Genomic DNA, 13,836 nt, shown 5'->3' with positions numbered 1-13,836 from the left:
GACAGCTACAACGCAAGCCTCGATTCGGCCAACAGCATTCTCACCTACCTGTCCGGTCTCAGCTGGCAGGGCTCGAAGAAGGTGGTGCTCGGGCCTATGAAGGAGTTGGGTGCGCTCTCCAAGCAAGCCCATCGCATGGTTGCCCGAACGGTTGCCTCCTCGTCCTTCGACCAAACCTATTTGTATGGTGCAGAAATGGAGGAAGCCTCCCAGGAGTTGAGAGAGCTTGGATACCGGGGCGAAGTGAGCTATACCCGGGATTTTGAGGAGCTTGAAAGCATGGTGCAGAAGCACAGGCGCAGGGGAGACTTGTTCTTGCTCAAGGCCTCCCGGTCGGTTGCCATGGAGCGGCTGATACCCTCGCTGCAAAGGAGGTCGCTTGGATATGCCATCTAGATACCCCATGCTCCTGCTCTCCTCCTTTCTTGCGACCTTCGTACTATCGAAGGTCCTGTTGTCTGTAATCGGACAGAGCAAGGTTGCGATCAAGCCGGAGTTGCTGGGAACCCAGGCAGGGAAGCAAGGCACCCCGGTGATCGGGGGAATCGCCTTCTGCATGGGAACGCTGCTTGCCTCGTTCCTTGATCCTGCGCTGCTTGAGAGCGGGGTTGTCCATCCCTTGCTTGCCTTATTGCTTTTCGCCCTCATCGGATTCATCGATGATCGGATGAAAAGTCGTTCCAGCAACGGGGACGGCCTTTCAAGTCTTCTCAAGCTCGCCCTGCAATGTGCGGCGGCAATGGTGATGCTGCTGCTGCTTTACAACAGAAATTTGCTTGACACCTACCTGGACATCGGTCCGTTCGGCCTGGAGCTGGGCGTGTGGTACTATGGTTTTGCCTGCATGTACCTGTTGTACTTTGTCAACGCAGTGAACATCACCGACGGTCTTGATGCCCTTGCGGCAGGATCTGCCATGCCGCTTCTGGCTCTGTTGCTCCTGCTTGCCCATCGAAGCGGGATCTCCGCTTCCCCGGCATTGTCGGGGTCGTTGCTTGCCTTCCTTGTTTTCAACAAGAAACCCGCCAAGTATTTCATGGGCGACTGCGGCAGTCATGCCTTGGGCGGCTATATTGCCGTTTCGGCCCTTTTGATGGGCTATGAGGTGGTGATGTTTCTTGCCGGCGGGCTTTTCTTGGTTGAACTGGCCACCAGCCTGATTCAAATCATCTCCATCAGACGGTTTGGGCGCAAGGTGTTCACCATTGCCCCCTTGCATCATGCATATGAGCAAAAAGGAGTGGCCGAGGGACGTATTGTCTCCTCCTTCATCCTCGTCTCCTGGGCCTTCGCCCTGCTCTCGCTCTTGATAAGCAGGTGATGTGATGGATATACGACGCGAATTTGATGATTGGCAGAACCATGAACAAGCGATGGATGTGATGGGAGGAAGCTTGAGCGCTTTCACCTTCCTCTGCATCATCGTGCTCATCACCACCTTGGGGCTGGTCATGCTCTACAGTGCCTCGTACAACGAAGCCCTGATCCACGATCTTCCCCACTACTATTTCTTTACCCGCCAGTTGATGTTCGTATTGCTTGCCTTGGTTGCCTCCCTTGTCATCCGCTTCATCCCCCTCTCATTTCTCAAGGCATTGAGCTATCCGGTCCTGGCTGTCTCGATCCTGCTGCTTCTTATGACGCTTTTCACACCCTTCGGGCAGGAGAGGCTGGGATCGCGGAGGTGGTTGCAGATCGGGTCTCTGCCCTCTCTGCAACCCTCGGAGTTTGCCAAAATCGCCATCATCCTTTTTTATGCCACCTACTACCAAAAGGACCGCAGCGCGGAGTCCCCCGTCCGTCGTTTCGGAGCCCCGATTATTGTGAGCTTGGTCATCACCGCCTTGATTTTCGCCCAACGGGACTACTCTTCGGCCTTGCTTTTTCTTGCCCTCAGTTTTGCACTCCTGCTTGCCAGCGGTTTCAAACTTGGTCATCTGCTTGTTTTGCTCGCCTTCCTCGCAGCCCCCGCCTTGATCGCCATGTTCAGTCAGAGTTATCGGGTGAAACGGGTTTTCTCCTTCCTGTTTCCCGCCCTCGACCCTGCCGGCATGAATTATCAGGTATCGAACAGTCTGAAAGCCATCAGGGCGGGGGGGCTGTTCGGGGTGGGGTTGGGCAACGGACAATACAAGCTCGGCCTGCTTCCTGAAGTGCAGAGCGACTTTATTTTCGCATCCATCTGTGAAGAAATCGGTTTTGTCGGCAGCTCTTTCATTCTTGTTCTCTTTGCCATGATAGCCATCTTGGGATACAACGCTGCAAGCCGGATGGAAAGCCGGGACCGGTTTTCAAGCATCATGGCTTATGGCCTTACCAGTATGATCCTCTTCCAGGCCATCCTCAACCTGGCGGTTGTGACAGCCCTGCTGCCGCCGACCGGAATCCCCATGCCTTTCTTCAGCCAAGGGGGCTCCAACCTTTTCGTGGTTCTCTCCAGCAGTGCCTTGCTCTATCGGATCATGTTGATCAGCAGCGGAAAAATCCCGCTGCAGAAGAGCTCGCTGAAACGTGAAGAGCGAAAGTCCATCCTTTTTCCTGATGCGGGGAGCCTGTCATGAAACCGGTGGCGATCAAGGTGAAACTGACCTTGCTCATCCTTGTATTTGCCATCATCCTGGGCCTGTTGCTTCTCCAATCGATACCCGCCTTCAACCTTCGTACGGTCCAGATTACGGTAGAGGGAGGCAGCGGGGAAGTTCCCGTAGAGGCGAAGCAGCAGTTGGCTTCATTGGTGGGTGTTTCGCTGTTCTCCATCAACATGATGAAACAAAAAAGAGCGCTTACGGACATTACCGGAATACAAAAAGCGGACCTCCGGCGAAAACCGCCCTCGACCTTGCAGGCTACTCTGCATCTTTTTGATGCGTCGGCGGTAATCAGGGAGGAGGATGGAGGGCAGGCCTATTTGGTTGAGGATCATCATTTGAGGAAGCTGCATCCTGATGATGTATCCGCTTGGCAGAAAGTCGTCGTCACCATCGAGGTGCCCGCTTCCTATGCACACATGATGGCAACGTACTCGGTTGACGACTCGTTTCTCCACGTCATGCAGCTGGCAACCTCGCTTGAGGGAAAAACCACCTTGATAACTAAGATAAAATACGATAATAATAGTAGTAACAGCTTTGGAAAGATGGTTCTTGAACTCTCGTCCCTGAATGCCCAAATTTGGGTGAGGGAGCCTGTAGGGGCACCGCAAATACATGCGGCTGTCTCGTTGGTCCTGCAGGACCAAAAAGATTCCCTCTCTTTCCTCAGCTCGGAAGCCAGGCGTTACGACCTCTATCGTGAAGGTTTGGTACGCAGGTGGTGAGACCGACCAGAAGGGGGTTGCTGTAATGGCTGGTGAAAAGATGTTGATGGGATTGGATATCGGCTCGAGCCGGACCAGATGCGTAATCGGCTCGGTGAGCCGGGACGGCCAACTGATGGTCGACAGCATCTGCGAACATCCGAGCGAAGGGGTTCGTGCCGGTTCAATCGTCAATATTGAACAGACTTTGAAGACCATCCAAACCGTAATCAACGAGGCCGAGTTGCAAGCCGGGGCTGAAATGAACGAGGTGATCATCGGTATCGGTGGTGAAAATGTCGTCGGGATCCCCAGCACCGGAGTGGTCGGCATCAACAGCAAGGATCAGGAGATCAAGCGGGAAGATATCTTCAGAAGTCTTGAAGTGGCCCGGGCTTTCGAGCTTCCCCAGGATCGGGAAATTCTCCATACCCTGGTCCAGGATTTTCAGATCGATGGACAGATGGGCATCAAGGACCCGATCGATATGCTCGGCCACCGGCTGGAGAGCCGGGTGCTCATTGTCACCGCTGCATCCTCCATCTGCCAGAACGAACGAAAGTGCATCCAGCGTTCCGGCCTATCCGTGCAGCGCTTGGTGCTTCAGAGCCTTGCCGACTCGGAAGTCGTGCTCAGCAGTGAAGAGAAAGAGATGGGGACGATCCTCATCAACATTGGAAGCGGCATCACCAATATGATCGCCTATACCAACGGGGCTCCGGTGTATACCGGAGGCGTCAACCTCGGCGGCGAGGCGGTAACCAACGACATTGCCTATATTTTGAACAAGACGAGAGCTGCAGCTGAACAGATCAAGTGTGAAAGCGGCCACAGTTACGTTCCTTCGGTTTCCAGCGATGAAATGATTCTTATTCCTCAGGTAGGCGGTCTTCCCGCCATCAAGATGCCGAAGAAGGAACTGAGCAAGGTGATCGAGCCCCGCATGGCTGAGATTTTCTCCCGCTTGCAAAGCGACTTGGAGAAAGCCCAAATCCAGGGCTCGTTCGGTGGAGGGGTGGTGCTTGTCGGCGGCGGGTCCCTGCTCAGCGGGGTTACCGAACTTGCCAGTGAGATTTTCCGTCTTCCCGCCCGCCTTGGGTTTCCCGAGGCCATCGGGGGATTGGACCGAAGCTATATAAGCCCGCAGTACACAACGGTTCTGGGGTTGCTCAAAAGCGAGGCCCGGAAGGTGCGTGAGACGGGAACATCCACCCGCTCGCGCAAGGAACGGGTGCACCGAAAAGAGGGTGGGGCCGCCTCCAAGCTCCGTGGATTTTTCAGGACTTTGTTTTAAGTGAAGCCGAAAGGCAAAGGAATACGCTATGGATTTTGGAATGTTTGAAGTAGAGGATATGGTCCAGGATGAACAGGCTACCTCTACGATCATCAAGGTAGTCGGCGTGGGGGGGGCTGGCGGCAATGCAGTCAACCGTATGATCGCCAGCGGCTTGAAAAAGGTACATTTTGTTACCATGAATACCGATATGCAGGCCCTTCAGCGTTCCAACGCCCAGATCAGGATTCCTATCGGCAAGGAACTGACCGGTGGCTTGGGTGCAGGAGGCGTGCCCGAGGTGGGGGAGAAGGCTGCCCAGGAGAGCAAAGAGGACATTCGACGCGAGATCGAGAATGCCGACATGGTGTTCATCACCGCCGGCATGGGAGGGGGAACCGGCACCGGTGCAGCCCCGATTGTTGCTGAAATCGCCAAGAGCTGCAACGCCCTGACCGTGGCTGTGGTCACCACACCCTTCGCATTTGAAGGCAAGAAGAAGCTGATGCTCGCCCAGGCGGGAATCGAGAAGCTGCGCAAGCAGGTCGACACCCTGATTATCATTCCCAACCAGTACTTGCTGAAGGTGGTGGAGAACAATACACCGATCAAGCAGGCCTTCCTCATGGCCGACGAAGTGCTGTATATGGGTGTTCAGGGCATCAGTGAACTCATTACGGAACCCGGAGAGATCAACATCGACTTTGCAGACGTACGTACCGTCATGAAAGGCAAGGGTGATGCCTTGATGGGAATCGGCTTCGGCGAGGGGGCGAACCGTGCTGTGGATGCCGCCAGGCAGGCCATCAGCAATCCGCTTCTGGAAAATGCCAGCATCGAGGGGGCCAAAAGCGTATTGGTCAACCTTGCAGGCAGTGACTCCCTCACCTTGCAGGAGTATCAGGATGTGGTGGAACTGGTTACCGAACGGTGTGCCGATGATGCTTTGATCATCGCCGGTCAAGCCTTCAACCCTGAGCTCGGGGACCGCATCAAGGTGACTGTGGTTGCAACCGGGTTCGAGAGGAAGGAGGATGTCGTGGGTGCAGAGCTTGCAGACATCGACATGGTAAAACGACGATATGCTACCGCAAAGCGGGAGGATGGCAAGAGCGAGGAATCATCCCAGCCTGCAAAGAAGAGTGAGGAGCAGAGCGAAGTCGCCTCCATTCAGGTGAACCGGTGGCAGGATTTGCAGAAACAGCTAGGCAAGGGACCAAACACCAATGCAAATGATTACACCATCCCCGCCGTTCTTCGCTACTCACGCAATAAAGCGGATGACAATTGATCATGAGCAATGCATCCGACTTGCTTTTGATCGACGATTATACAGATTATCTGGCCATGCAGCGTCGCCTTTCGGAGGCGACGCAGTCTGTATATACCCATGAGGTCACGCTTTTTTTGGCTTCTGGAGTCGATTATGAGAAGGTGGGCGCAAGTCACATTGAGTCCTATCTTGTAGAGCAGGTGCAACTTCGCCGTTTGAGCGAGCGAAGCGTTGCCAAGATGGTATCGGCATTGCGATCATTTTTTTCGTTTCTGCAGTTGAGCAAGATCAGGGAAGACAACCCGGTGTTGATGATCAAGCGGGGACGGCAGCAGCAGAACCTTCCCCAGGTGGCGAGCATCGCCCAGGTGGATGCCCTGCTTGACAGCATCGACACTGCCGACGCTCTTGGATTTCGCGATCGAACGCTGTTCGAGCTCATCTACTCCTGCGGACTGCGGATCAGTGAGGCATGCGACTTGGAAGTCTCCGATTACCAAAGGACCAGCATCCGGGTTATAGGAAAGCGGCATAAGATCCGCATCATCCCCGTCGGAGAGGTCGCCCGCAGCTGGGTTGATGCATATCTGAAGAACGTACGGGAGCACCTTGTAGGAATGCGTGGTTCGACCAAGGCGTTGTTTGTGGGAAGGCGGGGCCGGAAGTTGACCAGACAAGCCGTATACAAACGATTCATCGCTTACTGCGATGCAATCGGACTCGATGCAAAGGTGCATACCCTTCGTCATAGCTTTGCCACCCATCTCCTCGAAGGCGGTGCCGATCTGAGGAGCGTGCAGGAGCTTCTCGGCCACAGCGATATACAGACCACCCAGATGTACACCCATGTCGATACCAGGCAGCTGCAAAAAGCATACGAGCAGTTTCATACCGATGTCGAGGATGGGAACCAGAGATGAGTGTACTGTTCATATTGTGTCCCATCATCGCCTTTGGTTCGTTTGTCGATGCCATAGCTGGAGGGGGAGGCTTGATCACCCTCACCGCCTATGTTGCACTCGGCCTTCCCCCCCAGACAGCGTTGGGAAACAACAAGTTCTCCTCGGCAAGCGGTACCTTGGTTGCATCCATCCAGTACCTTCGACGGTCGCAGGTCTCCTTGTCCATAGGCCTGGTTGCAACCGTGACGAGCTTCATCGGTTCAGCGATCGGGTCTTTCCTTGCAAACCTGTATGCCGATACATATCTGAACTACCTTCTGGTCATCCTGGTTCCCGCCATCGCGCTTTTTATGCTGTTCAAACCCGATTTCGGACAAGCAAAGGAAAAAAGCCGCGTGCTTCTCTACGTTCTGGGCTCGATGACCGGCTTGGTGGTCGGTGCCTACGACGGCTTCTTCGGGCCGGGTACCGGCATGTTCCTTACCCTGATTTTCACTTCAGTCCTGGGAATGGATCTTCTGAAAGCCTGCGGAACTGCTCGAATCGTCAATCTTTCCTCAAATGTTGCAGCCCTTGCCATGTTCCTGTATCACGGGGTGATTGATTTCTCCATCGCCGTGCCTTGTGCGATCAGCGCCGTCATCGGGGGTTTCCTGGGCAGCCGGCTCGCCTTGAAAGTCGGGGTGCATGTGGTGAAACCGGTTATGCTTTTCGTTCTTGCCCTCTTGTTGGTGAAAGTCGCCGTTTCGCTGTTCTGAAGCAATCATCCACCCTCCAGTCCTTTGGGGGCATGAAACTCTCAACCCTTCTTTCCATCAGTCAGCTCTCCCTCGGGGCACAGGAGAAACTCAGCCTGGCCTCCAGCACTCCCTCTCGGGACGACTTGATTCATCTGGGTGCGAATACCGAAAAAACAGAGCGAATGCTTGCATTCCTTGCCCAAGGCAGCGCCCGGGTTGTCTTTTATGGAATGGAATGCTATCCAAAACAGTTCTACCTCCTTGAGAATCCCCCGTTTCGACTCATGTACACCAATGGCCTGCCCAATCAGGCAGAACGCATGCTGATGGTATGCGGGACCCGGTATCCCGATGCGCTTGCGAGCCAGAGTTCCTATGAGTTTGCCCTGGAGGCGGGAGCGAATGAAGTGACACTGGTAACCAGCAACAGCCGGGGTATCGACCGCAACTGCCTCTATGCACTGAAGGACAGCAACAGGGCGGCGGTTGTACTGTGCGATTGCGGGCTTGCCGCCAAACGCATCACAAACAATGCACTGCTGCGAAGTTTCTGTGCCATCTCAGCCTATGAGCCTGATGAGCAGGCCTTGTCGTTTCGATGCCTCAGTCGCAATGTCCTCTCAGCCGCCCTTGCAGAAGCTTGCGTAGTGATGCAGGCTCCATCCAAATCAGGGGCGATGCATTGTGCAACCTGCGCCCTCGATCTTGGAAAGGATGTCTATGTGCACAGCACGGGAACACGATGTGGCGAAGTGAATGCAGGCTCCCGTTCGCTCGTTGACATGGGAGCCGAGACCATTGATGGATATGCTGATGTAGCCATCAGGCAAAATTGGCCTGCAACAGTGCGGATCCAAGCCGGCTCATTGTACCGTTTCGGGCCCTCGTGCTATAGTCTGGGACATGCGTGAAGACTCTTTGATACCAACATTTCTCCAGACGCAGAAGAGTCTGAGAAGTCTCAGCGAACATACCCTGCTCGCCTATGAGCGGGACCTGTTGCAGTTGCAAGCCTATGTTTCAACGTTGGGCGTATCCCTGCTTCAGCTCACGCGCGAGGATGCACGCATGTATGTGCGTTACTTGGTCAAGGAGAAGCACTACTCCCAGGCGAGCATCAACCGCAAGATCAGCTGTGCACGCAGCTTCTACTCCTCATTGCTCAAGCATGAGGCAATATCCTCCAATCCCTTCTCCCTGATAGCGGTGCACCGCCGCCAGGACAGGCTGCCTTCGGTCCTTACGGTTCAAGAAACAGCGGCCTTGCTTGGTCTTCCGTACGCTGATTTTCCTTCGACCCGTGCCATGGTGGTGTTCACCCTGCTCTACGATACCGGATGCCGCATCAGCGAATTGCTTTCCATCCAGGAGCAGGACGTCGAATGGGAGCAGCGCCGGATTCGCGTTTTGGGAAAAGGCAGGAAAGAGCGGTATGTCTTCTTTACCGAACGCTGCAAGAACCTGATGACCTACTACCTCCACTTGAAACGGGAACGATTCTCCTGCCCGCATCTGCTCTGCTCGAACAAAGGAAAACAGTTGCCGATGAGCACGGTTGGTAGTATGTTTGCTGTGTATAGAAAGAGACTTGGGTGGCAAAAACCGTTCACACCTCATGTATTGAGGCACACCTATGCAACCCATCTTCTCGACAATGGGGCTGATATCCGTCTAGTACAGGAGCTGCTTGGTCATCAAAGCATCTCGACAACACAGATTTACACCCATGTATCACAAGAGAGGTTGGCCCGCGTCTATGAGTACAGCCATCCTCATGGAAGGAAACAGGATGAGTAGTTTTAAAGGAACCACGATTGTAGCAGTCCGCAAGGACGGGCATGTAGCTATAGCAGGTGATGGGCAGGTAACCGCCGGGGATACCATTCTCAAGGCGAATGCACACAAGGTCCGTACGTTGTATGACGGCAAGGTCATCACCGGCTTTGCCGGTACAACCGCCGACGCCTTCACGCTCTTTGAGTTGTTTGAAGCGAAATTGAAGCAGTTCAACGGTGATTTGACCCGTTCTGCCGTCGAGCTTGCCAAACAGTGGAGGGTCGACAAGCAGCTGCGCCAGCTTGAGGCCATGATGCTGGTAAGCGACGGCAAGAAGATTTTCTTGATAAACGGGGCAGGCGATGTGGTGGATCCCGAGCGGGATGCCATCGGTATCGGCAGCGGGGGCAACTATGCACTCAGTGCAGCCCTTGCGTACCTGGAGGCCGGCCCGACGATGAGCGCGGAGCAGATTGCCCGCAAGAGTGTGGAGATAGCAGCGAAGCTGTGCATCTACACCGACGATTGCATTCATGTAGAGGTATTATAAACGATGGCATATACAGCAAGCAGGAAGCTTGATGAACTCAAGCCTTCCGAAATAGTGAAAGAGCTCGATAAGTACATAATCGGACAGAAGCAGGCAAAGCGGACGATTGCAGTCGCCATTCGCAACCGCACCCGCCGCAAGCGTCTGCCGCTGGAGATCCGCGACGAGGTTTCTCCAAAGAATATCATTATGATCGGTCCCACCGGGGTGGGAAAGACGGAGATCGCCCGCCGTATTGCAAAGCTGTCCAACGCCCCTTTCATAAAGGTTGAAGCGACCAAGTACACGGAAGTAGGGTATGTCGGACGGGATGTCGAATCCATCATCCGCGATTTGATGAGCATCGCCGTGCAGCAGGTCAAGGCCGAGCTCGCCGAACGGGAGCAGGAAAAGGTTGCCCTCAGGGTGGAGGAGCGATTGTTGGACATTCTCCTTCCACAGGTGAAGGAAGACCCTTCGGTGGACATCATCCCGGTAGGCAGCAGTTATACCGACAGCCAGAAGACGACCCGTGAGCGATTTCGGCAGATGCTGCGCGACGGCAAGTTTGATGAGCGCGAGGTCGAGATAAACGTACAGAGCCGCAAGCGCGTCGGCATCGAGGTGCTTGGACAACCCAATATGGAGGAGCTGCAGGATGCGATGCAGAGCATCGGTTCCATTTTCGGAAACGGCAAAGGTCACAACCGCAAGCTGACGGTAAAGCGCGCACGCGAGATTTTCACCGAAGAAGAGACGGAAAAGGCAGTCGATACCGACCGCGCCATCGACGAGGCGAAGGAACGGGTCGAGCAGATGGGTATTGTCTTCATCGATGAGATCGACAAGGTCGCCAAGAGCGGCGGCTCGGGAGGCGGCATCGACGTCTCCCGTGAAGGAGTGCAGCGAGACATTCTTCCCATCATTGAAGGAACCAGTGTCTCCACGAAGTGGGGGGTTGTTGATACAACCCATATCCTGTTCATCGCAAGCGGAGCCTTCCATGTTTCAAAGCCCAGCGACTTGATTCCCGAGCTTCAGGGCCGCTTCCCGTTGCGTGTCGAACTGGATGACCTGAAGGCGGAGGACTTCTACCGGATCCTGACTGAACCAGCCAATGCCATTACCATGCAGTATCGTGAATTGCTCAAGACCGAGGGGGTCCAGATAGTTTTCGAGGACGATGCCATCAGAAGAATCAGTGAAATCGCCTATGAGGTGAACTCCAATCATGATAATATTGGTGCTCGAAGGTTGTTCACCATCATGGAGAAATTGCTTGAGGACCTGAGCTTCAGTGCCGATGAACTCAGCGGTCAGACCATTCCCATTACCAAGGATTACGTGGATGAACGTCTTGGTGATGTAATCCAGAATCAGGATTTGTCGAAGTTCATCCTCTAGGAGTGCATTTGGAATTCTTGGATCTTGAAGCGAGTGATTATGAAAGCGCACTCAGGCAGGCCCGCAGCACATACGGGAATGCCGTGCGCATTCACACGCGAAAGGATTTTACCAAAGGTACGACACTCTCCAAGCAGAAGCGTTGCAGGATCACCTTCTATCTGGTGGACCAGAAGCCCCGGGCTGTTGAACAGGAGAGCGAACCTGCTCCTGCATTCGATGCTGAAGCCTGTTTGCAAAAGTTGCTTGCTTCCAACGATGTTCCGCCTGCCCTGCATGCATCGGCCAGGGAGCAGGTGCTTCTGAGCAAGGCAGGGCACACCCAAGCCGAAGTAGAAGTCGGCCTCTTGCAATACTTGTTCGAAGGGGTGCAGTTCGAGGATGAGATAGCTGCTCGATTTGCTGTATTCGTCGGGGCTGCCGGAGTGGGGAAGACCACCACATTGATCAAGACAGCCCTGTATCTGCGGGCTCGGAAAGCGAGAAAAGTCGCCTTGCTGACCCTCGATACCAACCGAATCGGGTCACTTGGGCAGATTCGTCAATTCGCCCGTGAGTTTGCACTTCCCTTGTTTGAGGCCCCTTCTTTCAAGGCATTGGCAGGCTTGCTGCCTGAATTGGATGCATATGACCATGTTCTGGTTGATACCTGTGCATTCAGTGCGAAGGATGAAGAACAAAAAATGCGCCAGAACGCCTTGTTGGCCATGATTCATGAACAATCCACCTTTCTGGTGGTGAGTGCCACGTCCAAGGAGAGCGATTTATCGGCCCAATTGCAGTACTTCTCCGACCAGCGCATGAAGGCAGTCATCTGCACCAAGCTTGACGAAACCAGCGGCATCGGAAACCTCTTGGGATTTGCCCGGAAGTCTGCTCTGCCGCTTCTCTTTCTTGCCGATGGCCGGACCATCCCCGACGATTTCCATATCGCATCCGCCTCGTATCTGATGACGCATCTGAAGGGTTTCAGCCTCGACCTATCCCAATTTTTCCCGGCAAATTAGCGAATTGCAGTATCCTTGGGTGTCAGCTTTCCCTGGCTCACCAGGGTCTGGACAAGGTTTGCTATCGCAGGTGCGGCAATGTTTGAACCCCAAATGGTATTGCCCTTGGGATTTCCGGCTCCGATGTAGATGATGTATTTGGGATTCTCGATGGGTACCATTGCAAGGGCCGAAGCCAAGACAGTCCCATCCTCATAGCTGTTGGTTTGCGGGTTGAGAATCTGAGCGGTTCCTGTCTTCACCCCGATATCAATGCCGCTCACACGTGCATGCACCCCTGTTCCTCCTTCCTCGGTAGCAGTGAACATGCCGCTGCGGATGAGGTTTGCAATTTCACTGTCCAAGACGGTATCGAGCACCACCCGCTGCCGCTCATAGAGTATGCTCCCATCTACCGGTGAAGTGCGTCGGAGAATCAGGTTTGGTTGCAGCAGTTCTCCCGAAGGACACAAGGCGGTTGCCGCAGTTGCAAGATGCAGAGCCGAAGAGAGCAGTTCCTGACCGAATGCGATGGTTGCCTGCGAACGTCCGCTCCAGGTGGACGGCAAGGCGATCTGCGAACGGGCCCGGGAAGGAAGGCCGATATCGTAGGAGCTGTTGAACCCCAAGCGCGACAGGGTGTCATAGAAAGCCTGCGGGTCGGTCTGCAGTGCCCAGTGGACGATGGCCCCGTTGCAGGATTTGCTGATCATCGTCTTAGGATCAACCTGGCCGTGAACTGCGGTGCAGTTGATGGTGATGTTGCTCGCCCCGGCTTTGAAGGTGTAGCTGCCGTCGCACTCAAACGGTTCGCTTGTCTGTGCCTGTCCGGCCTTGAGCACCGATGCAAGACTGAAGAGCTTGAAAACCGACCCCGGTTCAAACAGGTGATTTACTGCATGGTTCTTGCGCTGCTCGGCATTGGATGATGAGAGATTGTTGATATCGTACCAAGGGTAGCTTCCCATGCCCAGAATGTCGGCGTTTGCAGCATCGAGTACGATTGCCATTGCGTAATCGGGATTGTGCTCGTCTGCAATCTGCTGAAGCTGGACATCCAAGGCATATTGGATGTCCAAGTCGAGGGTGAGGGTTATATCCTGCCCGTAGGTGACGAGGGCTTCCCCGATTTCCGGGTATGGGTTCAGATAGGACTCCTGGCTGAGCTCGATTCCCTCGATGCCTTCCCCCTCCGTATTGGTGAAACCTATGGTTTGTGAAGCATGAAACTGGGCGGGGTAGGTTCTTCCTATGCGTTTCTCGACATTCACCTGACCTTTGAGCGAGTATTTTTGGATGGCATCCAAAAGCGGTTGTACCATCTGCTCGTCGATGCGCTCCTTGATTTGCGCATAGGTGGTATAGGAGGCTGCCTTGTTCTGGATTTCCTGGGGATTCATCTGTACGAAGGGGGCTATGACTTCACTGACCAGCTGCAGGTCCTTGACGGCATTCAGGTGAAGATAGACTCCCCAGTAGGGGGTTTGTATGGCGAGAATCCTCTGGTTTCGATCATAGATGGTGCCTCTGACTACCTGCTTTGCAACGTTTGGATTGGTATATGTTTTGACCACAGTTCGGTCGAAAAGCATTAAAAACCCCAATCTGAGGAGAAGAATTCCTAAAAATATGATACATAGGAGGCACAAGAGCCTGAT

14 protein-coding genes are annotated in these 13,836 nt (G+C 54.3%); 13 read left to right on the top strand and 1 reads right to left on the bottom strand.

The genetic code is table 11. The features are described 5' to 3' along the window. The 13 genes from B3F49_RS09795 to B3F49_RS09735 form a co-directional block, all read left to right on the top strand. Positions 1–396: glutamate ligase domain-containing protein (locus tag B3F49_RS09795; protein ID WP_414712531.1), on the top strand; the 396-nt coding region annotated here is incomplete at its 5' end. Beyond that, positions 386–1,321 (top strand): phospho-N-acetylmuramoyl-pentapeptide-transferase, encoded by a 936-nt coding sequence (locus tag B3F49_RS09790; RefSeq protein ID WP_293910712.1) that lies wholly within the window; start codon positions 386–388, stop codon positions 1,319–1,321. The genes B3F49_RS09795 and B3F49_RS09790, both read left to right, overlap by 11 nt. 4 nt (positions 1,322–1,325) lie before the next feature. Continuing rightward, positions 1,326–2,561 carry an FtsW/RodA/SpoVE family cell cycle protein gene (locus B3F49_RS09785; protein ID WP_293895396.1) on the top strand — a complete coding sequence of 412 codons (1,236 nt, stop codon included), beginning with the start codon at positions 1,326–1,328 and terminating at the stop codon, positions 2,559–2,561. Beyond that, a complete protein-coding gene (locus tag B3F49_RS09780) occupies positions 2,558–3,316 on the top strand; it encodes a cell division protein FtsQ/DivIB (protein WP_293895399.1) in 759 nt (252 codons plus the stop codon). The genes B3F49_RS09785 and B3F49_RS09780 overlap by 4 nt, the downstream gene beginning before the upstream one ends. Before the next feature lie 25 nt (positions 3,317–3,341). After that, the gene (gene ftsA / locus B3F49_RS09775; protein WP_293895402.1) at positions 3,342–4,589 is read left to right on the top strand and encodes a cell division protein FtsA; all 1,248 of its coding nucleotides are present in this window, start codon (positions 3,342–3,344) and stop codon (positions 4,587–4,589) included. 28 nt (positions 4,590–4,617) lie between these two features. After that, positions 4,618–5,859, top strand: coding sequence for a cell division protein FtsZ (gene ftsZ / locus B3F49_RS09770; RefSeq protein ID WP_293895405.1), 1,242 nt, complete (start codon positions 4,618–4,620; stop codon positions 5,857–5,859). Positions 5,860–5,861: 2 nt separating this feature from the next. Then, positions 5,862–6,761 carry a tyrosine-type recombinase/integrase gene (locus tag B3F49_RS09765; protein ID WP_293910710.1) on the top strand — a complete coding sequence of 300 codons (900 nt, stop codon included), beginning with the start codon at positions 5,862–5,864 and terminating at the stop codon, positions 6,759–6,761. Beyond that, positions 6,758–7,501, top strand: coding sequence for a TSUP family transporter (locus tag B3F49_RS09760; protein ID WP_293895410.1), 744 nt, complete (start codon positions 6,758–6,760; stop codon positions 7,499–7,501). The genes B3F49_RS09765 and B3F49_RS09760 overlap by 4 nt, the downstream gene beginning before the upstream one ends. A gap of 32 nt (positions 7,502–7,533) precedes the next feature. After that, positions 7,534–8,394 (top strand): DNA-processing protein DprA, encoded by an 861-nt coding sequence (locus B3F49_RS09755; protein ID WP_293910708.1) that lies wholly within the window; start codon positions 7,534–7,536, stop codon positions 8,392–8,394. Beyond that, positions 8,387–9,280, top strand: coding sequence for a site-specific tyrosine recombinase/integron integrase (gene xerA, locus B3F49_RS09750; RefSeq protein WP_293910706.1), 894 nt, complete (start codon positions 8,387–8,389; stop codon positions 9,278–9,280). Before B3F49_RS09755 ends, xerA begins: the two co-directional genes overlap by 8 nt. Continuing rightward, the gene (gene hslV / locus B3F49_RS09745) at positions 9,273–9,809 is read left to right on the top strand and encodes an ATP-dependent protease subunit HslV (protein ID WP_293895419.1); all 537 of its coding nucleotides are present in this window, start codon (positions 9,273–9,275) and stop codon (positions 9,807–9,809) included. Before xerA ends, hslV begins: the two co-directional genes overlap by 8 nt. A gap of 3 nt (positions 9,810–9,812) precedes the next feature. Continuing rightward, a complete protein-coding gene (gene hslU / locus B3F49_RS09740; RefSeq protein ID WP_293910704.1) occupies positions 9,813–11,192 on the top strand; it encodes an ATP-dependent protease ATPase subunit HslU in 1,380 nt (459 codons plus the stop codon). Between the two features lie 8 nt (positions 11,193–11,200). Next, positions 11,201–12,199, top strand: a complete 999-nt coding sequence (locus tag B3F49_RS09735; protein WP_293910702.1) for a hypothetical protein — start codon at positions 11,201–11,203, stop codon at positions 12,197–12,199. Here B3F49_RS09735 and B3F49_RS09730 read toward each other — a convergent pair. After that, the gene (locus tag B3F49_RS09730) at positions 12,196–13,752 is read right to left on the bottom strand and encodes a peptidoglycan D,D-transpeptidase FtsI family protein (RefSeq protein ID WP_293910700.1); all 1,557 of its coding nucleotides are present in this window, start codon (positions 13,750–13,752) and stop codon (positions 12,196–12,198) included. The genes B3F49_RS09735 and B3F49_RS09730 overlap by 4 nt on opposite strands. Positions 13,753–13,836 lie beyond the last annotated feature (84 nt).

This window comes from Sphaerochaeta sp. UBA5836 (assembly GCF_002432845.1).
Taxonomy (GTDB): domain Bacteria; phylum Spirochaetota; class Spirochaetia; order Sphaerochaetales; family Sphaerochaetaceae; genus Sphaerochaeta.
Note: the sequence above shows the minus strand (reverse complement) of the source record. Positions and strands in the feature narration are given on the sequence as shown.

Bases quoted from the DNA above. Each gene is read 5' to 3' on its own strand.
- B3F49_RS09790 (WP_293910712.1), top strand. From the start codon at position 386: ATGCCATCTAGATACCCCATGCTCCTGCTCTCCTCCTTTCTTGCGACC.
- ftsA (WP_293895402.1), top strand. From the start codon at position 3,342: ATGGCTGGTGAAAAGATGTTGATGGGATTGGATATCGGCTCGAGCCGG.
- hslV (WP_293895419.1), top strand. From the start codon at position 9,273: ATGAGTAGTTTTAAAGGAACCACGATTGTAGCAGTCCGCAAGGACGGG.
- xerA (WP_293910706.1), top strand. From the start codon at position 8,387: ATGCGTGAAGACTCTTTGATACCAACATTTCTCCAGACGCAGAAGAGT.
- B3F49_RS09755 (WP_293910708.1), top strand. From the start codon at position 7,534: ATGAAACTCTCAACCCTTCTTTCCATCAGTCAGCTCTCCCTCGGGGCA.
- B3F49_RS09780 (WP_293895399.1), top strand. From the start codon at position 2,558: ATGAAACCGGTGGCGATCAAGGTGAAACTGACCTTGCTCATCCTTGTA.
- B3F49_RS09785 (WP_293895396.1), top strand. From the start codon at position 1,326: ATGGATATACGACGCGAATTTGATGATTGGCAGAACCATGAACAAGCG.
- ftsZ (WP_293895405.1), top strand. From the start codon at position 4,618: ATGGATTTTGGAATGTTTGAAGTAGAGGATATGGTCCAGGATGAACAG.
- hslU (WP_293910704.1), top strand. From the start codon at position 9,813: ATGGCATATACAGCAAGCAGGAAGCTTGATGAACTCAAGCCTTCCGAA.
- B3F49_RS09765 (WP_293910710.1), top strand. From the start codon at position 5,862: ATGAGCAATGCATCCGACTTGCTTTTGATCGACGATTATACAGATTAT.
- B3F49_RS09760 (WP_293895410.1), top strand. From the start codon at position 6,758: ATGAGTGTACTGTTCATATTGTGTCCCATCATCGCCTTTGGTTCGTTT.